The organism is Thioalbus denitrificans (genome assembly GCF_003337735.1).
Lineage (GTDB): Bacteria > Pseudomonadota > Gammaproteobacteria > DSM-26407 > DSM-26407 > Thioalbus > Thioalbus denitrificans.
The window spans coordinates 1-12733 of sequence record NZ_QPJY01000003.1 but is presented as its reverse complement, the minus strand read 5'-3'; the positions used below and the strand labels follow the sequence as shown (position 1 = coordinate 12733).

The window sequence follows — 12733 nt, the reverse complement described above, 5'->3', positions numbered from 1 at the left end:
TAACGTGTCGGGACGCCCGGCGCAGGTGTCTTTCGAGCGGGCCGGCGGCGGTCCGCGCAGGCAGGGGACGGGGAACGACCATGACGGAAGGGCGGTACCGGGCCAGGCGGCGCTTCTCCCACCGCGCCATGAGCGCCGACGAGGTGGAGCTGCACCTGGAGGAGGTGTTCGAGACCGACATCTCCTCGCGCCACTCCGTCGCCCCGGCGCTGGCCATCGCCTCCCTCGAGGGCGTGCAGCAGGATTTCGTGCTGCACTGGATCAAGGTGGTGGCGCGCACCAGCCTCGAGCTCGCCTTCCAGTTCGCCGAGCGGGTGGACCGGGCCTTCGAGCTGATGGACACCGAGGGGGTCGAGGAGTGGCTGGTGCAGGCCGTCGACGCCTACGACCGCAAGGGCCTGGCGGTGGCGTTCCGGGCCCTGGCCGAGGTGGAGCAGTTCGCCGCCGACCGCGCCGCCCGCTACACCGGGGTGGCGCTGGCGGACATCGCCGGGGTGCTGGAGCGGTTCGTCACCGGCCTCAGCGGGCGGGTGCTGAAGCTCGACGAGTCCGAGATCCCCTTCACCGACACCGAGACCCTCTACCTGCCGCCGCTGCTCAACGTGCTGCCCGCGCGGGAGCGGAACTTCCAGCTCTACAAGGCGATGGCCGTCCACCAGTGGGCCCAGATCCGCTTCGGCACCTGGCGCCTGCCTTTGGCGGAGTCGCTGGCGGCCTACCCCGATCCCGACCGGGCCCTGCGCCTGTTCCACCGCCTGGAGGCGGTGCGCCTGGATGCCCGGGTGCGCCACGAGCTGCCCGGCGTGGCCCGCGAGATGGACGCCCTGGAGGCGGTGCTGGGGGGCGGTCCCCTGCCCGGCGCGTGGGCCGGGGCGGCCGCGGCGCTGGCGGCGCCCGGGGCCGGTGCGGCGGATGTCCTGGACTGGGTCCGGCGGCTGTGGGAGCAGCCGGCGCTGCCCGAGACCCTCTGCTACCAGGGCGAACTCCGCCCCGAGCGGGCCGCCGCGGTCATGGCCGCGCGCATCGAGCGCGAGGAGCGGCAGCTGACCACCGCCCTGGTGCGCCTGCGCCAGGAGCTGGAGGAGCGCACCCGGGATGCCCGCGGCGAGGCCGGGGAGACGGAGCGCCGGCCCATGAAGCTGGAGCTGCGCCAGCGGCCCGACCCCGCCCGGCCGGGAGGCATGCGGGTGGAACTCTACCTGGAGGACAAGCCGGTGGCGCCGCCGGAGGAGGTGCAGAACCTCATCAACTCCATCCTGCTGGACCTGGGCGAGATTCCCGACGAATACCTCCACGCCGCGGGAGAGGGCGAGTACCGGGTGGACGAGGAGCGGGAGGCCCAGCGCCGCGCCCGCTCCGGCATGGCCGGCAACGAGGGCATGCTCTTCTACGACGAGTGGGACATGGAGCGGGGCCACTACCGCAAGGGCTGGTGCCAGCTGCGCGAGCTCACCGTGGAACCGGGCCCGGAGGCATTCTTCCCCGCGGCCCAGGCCAAGTACCGGGGGCTGGTGAAGAGCATCCGCCGCACCTTCGAGGTGCTGCGCGGGGAGAACAAGCTGCTCAAGCGCCAGCCCGAGGGCGACGACGTGGACATCGACGCGGTGGTGGACGCCTACGCCGACGCCCGCGCCGGGCAGGAGAGCCCGGTGGGCCTCTACACCCGCATGCACCGGCTGGAGCGGGACATCGCGGTGATGTTCATGGTGGACATGAGCGGCTCCACCAAGGGCTGGGTCAACGACGCCGAGCGCGAGGCCCTGGTGCTGCTGTGCGAGGCCCTGGAGAGCCTCGGCGACCGCTACGCCATCTACGGCTTCTCGGGCATGACCCGCAACCGCTGCGAGGTGTTCCGGGTCAAGCGCTTCGACGAGGCCTACGACGAGACGGTGCACCGGCGCATCGCGGGCATCGCGCCCAAGGACTACACCCGCATGGGCACCGCCATCCGCCACCTGAGCGGGCTGCTGGCCCGGGTGGACGCCCGCATCCGGGTGCTGGTCACCCTCTCCGACGGCAAGCCCGAGGATCTCGACGGCTACCGCGGCGAATACGGCATCGAGGACACCCGCCAGGCCCTCATGGAGGCCCGCCGCGACGGCATCCACGCCTACTGTGTCACCCTCGACACCGAGGCCGCCGACTACCTCAAGCACATGTACGGCCCCGCCGGCTACACCGTCATCGACGATGTCACCAAGCTCCCCCTGCGCATCTCCGACATCTACCGCAAGCTGACGTCGTGACTGGTTCGGTGGTTAAGGGAGAAAGGGTGAAGGGTGAAGGGTGAAGGGTGAAGGGTGAAGGGTGAAGGGTGAAGGGTGAAGGGAATCGCGGCGGGGCGCCCCTCCCACAAGGATTCCCCGGCCCCGGCGGCCTGGCCGAGGCCTGTGGGAGGCCCGCCCCCGGGGCGATGGGACGCTGCCGGCTGCCCGGAGGCCAGGTGCCGGTGGCCAGCGTCGTTACACCTCAAACCGGGTGTCTTTTGCGTCGATCATGCAATGAATGACAGAAGAATAGCCACCATCTGAGGACAACAGGCAAAAAAATGCCGCCCGGGGGCGGGCGGCCAAGGGGGGGGCAATGCCAGCGTCTGCTGGCGGGAGGGAGGGTTGCCGGGGTCAGGCGGCGTACTTCTCCTTCGCCTCGCGGGCGGCCTTCGCGGCCTCGGGGTCGTAGGCGGTGCCCGACCAGAGCATCTCGTAGGCGATCTCCTCGTTGCCGTTCTCGCACAGCGCCAGCACCTCGCGGAACAGGGGCTGGAAGGTGTCGGAGCGGTGGGAGCGCTCATGGTCCTCGAAGCTCTTCCAGAAGGTGATGATCAGGGCCTCCTTGCCCTTCAGGGGGTTCTCCACGGCCTGGCCGATGGTGGAGCCCTCGTTGGAGACGGCGCCGCTGTTCAGCGCCACGAAGCCGCCGATGAAACCGGTGTCGGAGTGGTAGGTCTTGACGTTCTCGCACAGCATCGCCACCCGTTCCTCCAGGTCCTCCACCGTGTATTCCGGCTTGAGGATCACGCGGTTGATGGTCACAACGCCGTCCAGCGGGAAGTTGGGAATCAGACCGGACATAGTCACTACCTCCTGTTGCTGCCTGTATCAGTAAACAAGTAACTGCTTATACGCTCATAAGGCTAATATTGCCTACTGTAATAGTCAAGTATATTTTGGTTGGTCTTCGCAGGGGGCTGAGGGGGGGGCGCTGCCTGGCCGGATGAATGCGTGATCCGTGAAGGGTGAGGGGTAAGGGGTAAGGGGTAAGGGGTGAAGGGTGAAGGGTGAAGGGTGATGCCGAACGTCCCATCACCCACAACGCATCACCCATCACCATGAATGCTTGGGTGCGGCACGGCCTGCTCCCCCTCCCCTTGCGGGAGGGGGCTGGGGGAGGGGGCGGCGTGTCCATCTGGCGCAGGCGGGCAGATGAATCTGCACCTACTGCCTCGCCACTCGCAACTATCCTTTACCGCACCCGCAGGGTCAGCAGGGTGTTGCCCCGCTGCAGGCGCATGAGGATGCCGCGGGAGTCGCGCTGGAGCGCCTGGCCGAGGCTGGCGGTGTCGGTGACGGCCTGGTTGTTGACGGAGAGGAAGATGTCGCCGGGGCGCAGGCCCAGGGCGGCGGCGGGGCTCTGCCCGGCCACGTCCTCCACCCGGAGGCGGCTGGAGCCGTCATCGGCGGTGAACTCGTCGAGGACGGCGCCCTTCAGCCGCGGGTCGAGATCGCCGCCGTCCTGCTGCAGGGCGCTCTGCTCGACGATCACGGCGGTGGCGTCGAACTCCTTGCCGGCGCGCCAGACCCGCATCTCCACCCGGGTGCCCGGACGCAGCAGGCCGAGGTTGTTGCGCATCTCCCCGGCGCTGTTGGTGCGGGTGCCGTTCAGCGCGAGGATGACATCCCCCACCTTCAGCCCCGCCTTCTCCGCCGGCGAACCGGCGGTGACGCCGATGACCACCGCGCCGCCGCCGGAGCTGATGCCGAAGGCCTGGGCCAGCTCCACGGTCAGATCCTGGGCGCTCACGCCCAGCAGCCCGCGCTGCACCTCGCCGTACTCCAGCAACTGCTCCATCACCACCCGGGCCATGTTGCTGGGGATGGCGAACCCGATGCCCATGTTGCCGCCCGACTTGGAGAAGATGGCGGTGTTCACCCCCACCAGCTCGCCGCGCAGGTTCACCAGCGCCCCGCCCGAGTTGCCCGGGTTGATGGAGGCGTCGGTCTGGATGAAGTCCTCGTAGCCCTCGATGCCGAGCCCGCTGCGCCCCAGCGCGCTGACGATGCCGGAGGTGACCGTCTGGCCCAGCCCGAAGGGGTTGCCGATGGCCACCACGAAGTCCCCCACCCGCAGCGCGTCGGAGTCGGACACCGTGAGCTGGGTGAGGCCCTCGGCCGGGATCCTGATGACGGCGACGTCGGACTCGGGGTCGGCCCCCACCAGTTCGGCGCTGAAGTGGCGCCCGTCGTTGAGGGTGACGGTGATCTGCACCGCCTTGTCCACCACGTGGTGGTTGGTGAGGATGTAGCCCTTGGCCGCGTCCACGATCACCCCGGAGCCCAGGCTCTGGGCCGTGCGCTCCCGCGGCCGGGCGGGCAGATCGAAGAAGTGGCGGAAGAAGGGATCGCTGAGCAGGGGGTTGTCCCGCACCAGCACCCGGCTTTCGGTGGAGATGTTCACCACCGCCGGGGTGACCCGCTCCAGCATGGGGGCGAGGGTGGGCAGGGGCTCTCCCTCCACGGCGGCGGGCAGGGCCGCCGCGGCGGGGAGCCCGGCGCCGAGGGTCAACAGCAGGAGCAGGAGCGTCGCGGTCCGTCGTAATGCCATGGTTCCTCCCTCAGTCCACGTCGACCTGGATGCGGCGGGCGCCGGGCGCCCGCAGGCGCGGCAGCTCGATGCGCAGCACGCCGTGGCGGTAGCTGGCGCGGGCGGCGTCCTCGTCCACCGGCACCGGCAGGGGAATGGCGCGCTCGAAGCGGCCGTAGGCGCACTCCATGAGGGTGTAGCGGCCCTCCCGGCTCTCCCGCTGCACGCGCTTCTCGCCCTGCACCACCAGGTAGTCGTCCACCACGCTGATGTCGAACGCCTCCGGCTCCAGGCCCGGCGCCTCCAGCCGCACCACCACCGCGTCGTCGGTCTCCTGCACCTGGGCGGCCAGCAGGCCCCAGCGGGAGGCGCGGCCGGCGATCAGTTCATCGGCGGTCTCCAGCTCCTGGGCATGGCGCACCGGGGTGAAGCGGGTGAGGGCGTCGCTGGCGTGGTCGAGCAGCTGGCGCCAGCCCTCCGCGAGGCTGTCCCAGGCCCGCTCCAGGCCGTGCCGCAGCTGATTCAGGGTGCTCATGTCTCCCTCCTTGATGGTTCGAGTGGCGGGTTCGGCCAGCAGGACTGGCCTGTCTGGGCCTGCTGCCCGGTTAGTGCACCAATCGTGTGGAATAGTTTCATCCCGCGCCGGTTCCGTCCGGCGCGGGGTCCGCGGCGGCTCAGACGCCGAGGGTCGCCCGGGGGTTGAAGGGCGCGGCGCGCTCCAGCTCCCGGTACAGCTCCCGCAGCTGTTCCGAGTCCGCCGGCGGCGTGAGAATCTTCAGGTGCACGTACTGGTCGCCGGCCGGCCGGCCCGGCAGGCCGCGGCCCTTCAGGCGCAGGGTGCGCCCCGACTGGGAGCCGGCGGGGATGCCGAGATCCACCTTGCCGCCCAGGGTGGGAACGGTCACCTTCGCGCCCAGGGCCGCTTCCCAAGGCGCCACGGGCAGATCCAGGTGGATGTCCTTGCCCTCGGTGCGATAGAAGGGGTGGGGCTGGATCTCCACCGTGAGGTAGAGGTCCCCGCGCGGGCCGCCGCCCATGCCGGGGCTGCCCTGGCCGGCGAGGCGGATCTGCCGGCCCTCGGTGGCGCCGGCCGGAATCTTCACCTGCAGCTTGCGGTTGCGCACCGTGACCCGCCCCTGGGCGTCGGCCTCGGGCACCTGCAGCGACAGGGTCCGGGTCACGCCCTGGTAGGCCTCCTCCAGGGTCAGCAGCAGCTTGGCCTGCTGGTCCTCGCCGGGCATGCGGAAGGCGCTGCCGCGGCGGCCGCCGAAGGGGCTGCCGCCGCCGGCGAACGGCCCGCCGCCGCCGAACAGGCTCTCGAAGAAGTCGCTGAACTCCTCGGCGCCGCCCCCGGCCCCGCCGAAGCCGTGGCGGAACTCCGTGCGGCCCTCCCAGCCCGGCGGCGGCCGGAACTCCTGGCCCGAGCGCCAGCTGCTGCCGAGCTGGTCGTAGGCGCGCCGCTTCCCGGGGTCGCCGAGCACCTCGTTGGCCTCGTTGACCTCCTTGAAGCGCGCCTCGGCGTCCTTCTCCTTGCTCACATCCGGGTGGTACTTGCGCGCCAGCTTGCGGAAGGCGCGCTTGATCTCCTCCTGGGACGCGCCGCGTTCCACGCCGAGAATCTTGTAGTAGTCCTTGTATTCCATCTATCAGTTCCCCCGGCCCCGCCCGAAGCGGACTCCGGGGCGGGGCCGTCTGCGGGTTCTGATCAGCCCTCCACCACGATCTTGCGCGGCTGGACCTTCTCCTGCTTCGGAATCACCACCTCCAGCACGCCGTTGCGGCCGCTGGCGGCGATCTTCTCGGCGTCCGCCGTGTCCGGCAGGGCGAAGCGGCGGTAGAAGACGCCGCGGGCCCGCTCCATGCGGTGGAAGCCCTTGCGCTCCTCCTCCGGCTCGAGCTTACGCTCACCGCGGATGGCGAGCACGCCGTTTTCCATGGTGATCTCGATGTCCTTCGGGTCCACGCCCGGCACATCGGCCAGCAGCACGAAGCGGTCCTTCTCCTCCTTGATGTCCACCGGCGGCGCCCAGTCGCTGGTCACCACCGTGCCGGTGTCCTCGTCGCCCGCGCGCTTGAACAGGCGGTTCATCTCTTCCTGGAGCTGGTTCAGGGTCGCCCAGGGGTCGTAACGGACGATGGTCATGGTGTTACCTCCTGTCAGTCCGGTTGATTGTTCATGCCTGACATCAAGATGGGCGCGGCCCGGACGATTTCAAGGGGTGTGGCCGGGCGGTGGGCGGGGGTGGAAGTGAGCGCCCGCCAACTTCCCCAAGCGGCTGAAAATCGGAATATTAGGACTACAATATGTTGTGTTCGCACATCGGGGCGCCAACGGCTCAATAAGCCCCTGAAAAACCGTGAATATCTTCACAGATATGGCATAACTGGTTGAATAATTGACAAAAAACAATCTGTGACAATATGCGGAAATCCGGTTGACAGCCCCCCTATTGGGGCCTAACCTTACCTCCCAACCACAACATATAGTGGTTTTGTTTTCAGGTGTCCGGCGCGTCGGATACCGCTGCAACCCCTCCCAATGGTCTAAAGAATAAGACGGAGAGACGCCCCATGGAGTCCGCGCACCTGCACGCCGTCCCGAGCCACGAGAACATGGACATTCCCTTCCAGCCCGCCTCCCAGGACATCTGGGACAAGAAGTACCGCCTGAAGACCAAGGACGGCAAGCCCGTCGACCGGACGGTGGACGAGACCTACAAGCGGGTGGCGAAGGCGCTGGCCGAGGTGGAGCGGACGCCCGAGAAGCAGGAGGAGTGGTACAAGAAGTTCCTGTGGGCGCTGCGCCGCGGGGCCATCCCCGCCGGGCGCATCACCTCCAACGCCGGCGCCCTGGCCCACAAGCCCGCCACCTCCACCATCAACTGCACGGTGTCGGGCACCATCCGCGACTCCATGGACGACATCCTGGAGAAGGTGCACGAGGCGGGCCTGACCCTGAAGGCGGGCTGCGGCATCGGCTACGAGTTCTCCACCCTGCGCCCCAAGGGCGCCTACGTGAGCGGGGCCGGCGCCTACACCTCCGGGCCGCTGTCGTTCATGGATATCTACGACAAGATGTGCTTCACCGTCTCCTCCGCCGGCGGCCGCCGCGGGGCGCAGATGGCCACCTTCGACGTGGGCCACCCGGACGTGATGGAGTTCATCCGCGCCAAGCGCGAGCATGGCCGGCTGCGCCAGTTCAACCTCTCCCTGCTGGTGACCCGCGAGTTCATGGAGGCGGTGCGCCACGGCGCCGAGTGGCCGCTCGCCTTCCCCATGACCGCCCGCGAGATCGAGGCCGACGGCGTGGACCTCACCGACGCCTCCAAGGTCACCTGGCGCGAGTGGCCTACCACCAACTCCTACCACGTCAACGACGAGGGGAAGGTGGCGTGCCGCATCTACAAGGTCATCCCCGCCCGCCGGCTGTGGGACATGATCATGACCGCCACCTACGACTTCGCCGAGCCCGGGTTCATCCTGATCGACAAGGTCAACGAGATGAACAACAACTGGTTCTGCGAGAACGTCCGCGCCACCAACCCCTGCGGCGAACAGCCGCTGCCCCCCTACGGCGCCTGCCTGCTGGGCTCGGTCAACCTGACCAAGTTCGTGCGCGACCCCTTCAGCGACAAGGCCCGCTTCGACTGGGACGAGTACCGCAAGGTGGTGGGCATCTTCACCCGCATGCTCGACAACGTGGTGGACATCAACGGCCTGCCGCTCAAGGAGCAGGTGGACGAGATCCTGAGCAAGCGCCGCCACGGCATGGGCTTCCTGGGGCTGGGCTCCACCATGACCCTGCTGGGCATGAAGTACGGCTCGCCCGACTCGCTGGAGTTCACCGACCGGGTCACCCGCGAGCTCGCCCTGATGGGCTGGGAGACGGCCCTGGAACTGGCCGAGGAGAAGGGGCCCGCCCCCATCATGGAGCGGGAGTTCGAGGTCACCGCCGCCATGCTGGCCCGGCGCCCGGAGATGGCGAAGGACGGCTACAAGGCGGGCGACAAGGTCAAGGGCAAGGTGCTGCACGCGAAGTACAGCCGCTACATGCAGCGGGTGGCCGAGGTGGCCCCGGAGCTGGTGGAGAAGCTCGCCGCCACCGGCGCGCGCTTCACCCACCACAGCTCCATCGCGCCCACCGGCACCATCTCGCTGAGCCTGGCCAACAACGCTAGCAACGGCATCGAGCCGAGCTTCGCCCACCACTACTCGCGCAACGTCATCCGCGAGGGCAAGAAGTCCAAGGAGAAGGTGGACGTCTTCTCCTTCGAGCTGCTCGCCTACCGCGAGCTGGTCAACCCCCGCGCCATGCCCTACTCGGAGCAGGCCGAGGAGATATTGCCCGAGTACTTCATCACCGCCGAGGACATCTCCCCCAAGGAGCACGTGGACGTCCAGGCCGCGGCGCAGAAGTGGATCGACTCCTCCATCTCCAAGACCGCGAACGTCCCCACCGACTACCCCTTCGAGGACTTCAAGGACATCTACATGTACGCCTACGAGCAGGGGCTGAAGGGCTGCACCACCTTCCGCTTCAACCCCGAGGCGTTCCAGGGCGTGCTGGTGAAGGAGAAGGACCTGGAGGGCACCATCTACCGCTTCACCCTCGAGGACGGCACCGTCGTCGAGGCCAGGGGCAACGAGGAGATCGAGTACGACGGCGAGATCCACACCGCCGCCAACCTCTACGACGCCCTCAAGGAAGGCTACTACGGCAAGTTCTGACGTGCCGGCCGGCACTCAGCAGCATCGACAAGACCGACCGACACGGGAGACAGGAACCATGACCATCAAGATCGAAAAGAAGATTGCCAAGTACGCGGTGGCCAACAAGGAGGAGGAGGCGGCCAGGGCCCAGGAGGCCGCGGCGGCCAAGAAGCTGAAGGCGACCGACAACATCGTGCACATGCACGAGAAGCTCGAGCGCCCGGACATCCTCATCGGCTCCACCTACAAGGTCAAGACGCCGCTCTCCGAGCACGCGCTGTACGTGACCATCAACGACATCATCCTCAACGAGGGCACCGAGCACGAGCACCGCCGCCCCTTCGAGGTGTTCATCAACTCGAAGAACATGGACCACTTCCAGTGGATCGTGGCGCTGACCCGCATCATCAGCGCCGTGTTCCGCAAGGGCGGCGACGTCACCTTCCTGGTGGAGGAGATGCACTCCGTGTTCGACCCCCGCGGCGGCTACTTCAAGAAGGGCGGCAAGTTCTGCCCCTCGCTGGTGAGCGAGATCGGGGACGTCATCGAGACCCACCTGAAGAAGATCGGCATGCTCAAGGACGACAGCCTCGACGAGCACCAGAAGAAGCTCATCGAGCAGAAGCGCGCCGAGTACGAAAGCAAGCTCAGCAAGCAGAACGAGTCCACCGAGGAGGCCAAGTTCCCCGAGGGCGCCCAGCTCTGCACCAAGTGCAACACCAAGGCCATGATCGTCATGGACAACTGCCTGACGTGTTTGAACTGCGGGGAGTCGAAGTGCGGGTGATTCGGGTTTTGTTTAACGCCAAGGCGCCAAGGCGCAAAGGTTGAAGAGGGCAGGGTGACGGGATGAAGGTGAGCCAGGGGATGGGGTGATGGATATGATGCGCAGGGAGAGCGTGGGTTGAATCGGGAAGGGCTCGCCTCGGGGGATCGGGGCGGGCCTTTTTTGTTTTGGGGTTTGGTTGACGACGAGGTGAGAAGCGTTGTGCTGGCCATTGATAAATGGAAATTGGCCGTATATCACGCTGCACCCGTTCGTGTTTCGCCCCAGGATGGATTGTGTAACCTGCTGAAAAGCCGGGGTGAGCGTTATGTATCCGCGAGTTCCTGGAGGTTTGCTGGTGCGAGATAGGCCGACGTTTACCTGATATGGGCGATATACAGCAATGTTCCGTTGTTTTGTACTGTTAGAACAAGAAAATGGTCATGGGTAGAGCCGAGAAAAAACTGACCACATTAAAAGCTAAGGATGATTTGCCCCCTTGGTTCAAATCCAAGCACTATTATCAAGGCTTGGAGGAAGAGCGGTGGCTAGATGAAATCGTAATGAGGCTTTCGGTGCAAACAGTCCTTGAGAACACCGACGACATCCCACATGCCAAAGAACTTTTCGATAGCCTTGTTGTAAATGAAAACTATACAAAAGGCGCATTGGCCTCATCTTTGGGGGATATTTCTGATCTATGGGGGGTTAAAGAGCCGAGTGGATTCGATGCTTTGTACCTCGCCGCGGTAATAAGTAGTTCTCCTCAGGGCTCAAATCTTTTTTCAGAACTCAATACTTTCCGGCAATCTCAGACACCAGGAAAATTGTTCACCGAACTGCCCGAAACATTAAAAGCACAAAAAAGGAAATCGTTCGGAGAACTTATAGATTGGAAATCAGAACCAATTAATCCCTCTGAGGTGATATCGGGGTTCCCCCTTGTTGTCGATCTGGAGCAAGATGACGAAACTCTAAAGATTGCGTTTGAGGTTTGGTTGGCTGGAGCTCGTGCGGAATCAGGGGAAGCAAAAAATCCGTACTCTACTCGAGACTATGCAACATGGCGTGATTACGGTGTTTTGCAGGCCTTCGACCTCCAATTTTGGGCTCGTCTCAACAAGGCTCGATTTACAAACAACGTGATTTCTAATGCAATTTGGCCTCTCGATGAGGTCGATACAACAGAGCGGCTAAGAAAAGTCACTAATCCAAAGATCAAGGAGATATTCACCGATTGGACCATGGCGAGGCGACTGTGGCGGCAAGTCGAGTTATCCAAAGCACTTGCCGACTTGGTTGCCGGAACAAAAAATGAAGAAACCGATTCCGGAAACGCGATGTAGTAAAAATGTTCCGGAATTCTATCTGTAGTTCGCCATCCCTCGATAACCCCAGCCTTATCAGGAAAATGGGGCACGAACTTCGGGTGAGTTTGAGGGTGAGTTATGCGAACTACGTGTCAAAAGGAGCGCTGCAGACAGTGCTCAAATTCGATGGCAAAACAATGTCTTCGTTCAGTGATCGTGCTACTTGCAGTGAAAGTAATAAACTGGCTTTTTGGTTTGATTGTGTTCTAACAAGTAAATTCAGCCGACCAAAAACCGCTGCGCGCTTTTTGGTCGGCTGATTTAAACGTTAGCTCTCATATGTCGACACTGTCAGTTCAATCAACACGGGTAAGCAAGACGTTGTATTTCAGCATTATTTCAGCACTCCTGCTGTTGCTGTCCCTCGTGTTTCAATGGGACATCATCGATGCCCTTACACCGTTTCTCGGTGGGCCATTGCTCGGCTTGGTGTGGCTCCTAGTCGTGATCTCGGCTGTCTTGGGATCCGCCCACGCCTATCGCCATAGGAGTAAAGGTGCATCTGCCTTTGCCCCATTGATGGTTTCAATCGGCACGCTACTCGTCGCTTTCTTTGTCCCATTCACCCAGCTTTGGCTGTATGCCAATTTCAACTTAAATAAGGTAGCGCGAGAGCAAGTGGTAGAAAAGGTGAAGTCCGGCACCTTCGCACCTAACGTCGCGCACAACGACAAACTGATCGCGCTTCCAACAGATTCTGGCGTTTCCATGGGGGGTGACGAAATTCTTGTTGAAGGCCCATCCAGCAACCCTTATGTATTTTTCTTCACCTTCCGCGGCATTCTCGATAACTACTCCGGGTTCTTATGGGTTCCAGACGGAGGTAGACCAGAACAGTTTGGTGATGCGGGTGAACCGGGTACTGAAATAGAGTCGTTTGGTGGTAATTGGTACTTCATCGGGAACCGCTAAATGAAAGCTAACCCTTCATTCCAGCGAAAAGGGGTCAGCGAAAAGCGGCAGCGAAAAGGGGTCGGTGACAAATACTAATTATTACCATTTGTCACCGACCTTTTTAACCGTTTGTTCCGAGCATACTGTAAACCTGTCTAAAAGGATTGCGCTGTGATAGAGGCTATCGTCGCTG

The 12733-nt window shown here is 64.3% G+C and carries 10 protein-coding genes; 5 read left to right on the top strand and 5 right to left on the bottom strand.

The annotated features are described in order from the left end of the window. The first annotated feature begins 80 nt into the window (after positions 1-80). A complete protein-coding gene (locus DFQ59_RS08335; protein ID WP_245937233.1) occupies positions 81-2246 on the top strand; it encodes a nitric oxide reductase activation protein NorD in 2166 nt (721 codons plus the stop codon). A 375-nt stretch (positions 2247-2621) separates the two neighbouring features. Here the strand turns inward: DFQ59_RS08335 and DFQ59_RS08330 are convergent, their stop codons facing one another. From DFQ59_RS08330 to DFQ59_RS08310, 5 genes are all read right to left on the bottom strand, one after another. Further along, on the bottom strand, positions 2622-3071 hold the full coding sequence (locus DFQ59_RS08330) for a ligand-binding protein SH3 (protein WP_114279243.1): 450 nt from the start codon (positions 3069-3071) through the stop codon (positions 2622-2624). A 391-nt stretch (positions 3072-3462) separates the two neighbouring features. Beyond that, positions 3463-4821 carry a DegQ family serine endoprotease gene (locus DFQ59_RS08325; RefSeq protein ID WP_114279242.1) on the bottom strand — a complete coding sequence of 453 codons (1359 nt, stop codon included), beginning with the start codon at positions 4819-4821 and terminating at the stop codon, positions 3463-3465. Between the two features lie 10 nt (positions 4822-4831). Continuing rightward, complete coding sequence (locus tag DFQ59_RS08320; protein WP_114279241.1) at positions 4832-5335, bottom strand: Hsp20/alpha crystallin family protein; 504 nt, start codon at positions 5333-5335, stop codon at positions 4832-4834. 139 nt (positions 5336-5474) lie between these two features. Continuing rightward, positions 5475-6443, bottom strand: a complete 969-nt coding sequence (locus DFQ59_RS08315) for a DnaJ C-terminal domain-containing protein (protein WP_114279240.1) — start codon at positions 6441-6443, stop codon at positions 5475-5477. A gap of 62 nt (positions 6444-6505) precedes the next feature. Beyond that, positions 6506-6943 (bottom strand): Hsp20/alpha crystallin family protein, encoded by a 438-nt coding sequence (locus DFQ59_RS08310; protein WP_114279239.1) that lies wholly within the window; start codon positions 6941-6943, stop codon positions 6506-6508. A gap of 428 nt (positions 6944-7371) precedes the next feature. On the opposite strand from DFQ59_RS08310, the gene DFQ59_RS08305 reads away from it, so the two are divergent. From DFQ59_RS08305 to DFQ59_RS19510, 4 genes are all read left to right on the top strand, one after another. Next, a complete protein-coding gene (locus DFQ59_RS08305) occupies positions 7372-9528 on the top strand; it encodes an adenosylcobalamin-dependent ribonucleoside-diphosphate reductase (RefSeq protein ID WP_114279238.1) in 2157 nt (718 codons plus the stop codon). Between the two features lie 58 nt (positions 9529-9586). Then, complete coding sequence (locus DFQ59_RS08300; protein ID WP_114279237.1) at positions 9587-10297, top strand: TSCPD domain-containing protein; 711 nt, start codon at positions 9587-9589, stop codon at positions 10295-10297. Positions 10298-10719: 422 nt separating this feature from the next. After that, complete coding sequence (locus tag DFQ59_RS19515; protein WP_147275200.1) at positions 10720-11622, top strand: DUF6387 family protein; 903 nt, start codon at positions 10720-10722, stop codon at positions 11620-11622. Between the two features lie 345 nt (positions 11623-11967). Then, positions 11968-12558: a hypothetical protein gene (locus tag DFQ59_RS19510; RefSeq protein ID WP_211314846.1), complete on the top strand. Its 591-nt coding sequence runs from the start codon at positions 11968-11970 to the stop codon at positions 12556-12558. Positions 12559-12733: the final 175 nt, after the last annotated feature.

Coding starts and splice junctions, on each gene's coding strand:
- DFQ59_RS08335 (WP_245937233.1), top strand. CDS start 81: ATGACGGAAGGGCGGTACCGGGCCAGGCGGCGCTTCTCCCACCGCGCC.
- DFQ59_RS08330 (WP_114279243.1), bottom strand. CDS start 3,071: ATGTCCGGTCTGATTCCCAACTTCCCGCTGGACGGCGTTGTGACCATC.
- DFQ59_RS08325 (WP_114279242.1), bottom strand. CDS start 4,821: ATGGCATTACGACGGACCGCGACGCTCCTGCTCCTGCTGTTGACCCTC.
- DFQ59_RS08320 (WP_114279241.1), bottom strand. CDS start 5,335: ATGAGCACCCTGAATCAGCTGCGGCACGGCCTGGAGCGGGCCTGGGAC.
- DFQ59_RS08315 (WP_114279240.1), bottom strand. CDS start 6,443: ATGGAATACAAGGACTACTACAAGATTCTCGGCGTGGAACGCGGCGCG.
- DFQ59_RS08310 (WP_114279239.1), bottom strand. CDS start 6,943: ATGACCATCGTCCGTTACGACCCCTGGGCGACCCTGAACCAGCTCCAG.
- DFQ59_RS08305 (WP_114279238.1), top strand. CDS start 7,372: ATGGAGTCCGCGCACCTGCACGCCGTCCCGAGCCACGAGAACATGGAC.
- DFQ59_RS08300 (WP_114279237.1), top strand. CDS start 9,587: ATGACCATCAAGATCGAAAAGAAGATTGCCAAGTACGCGGTGGCCAAC.
- DFQ59_RS19515 (WP_147275200.1), top strand. CDS start 10,720: ATGGGTAGAGCCGAGAAAAAACTGACCACATTAAAAGCTAAGGATGAT.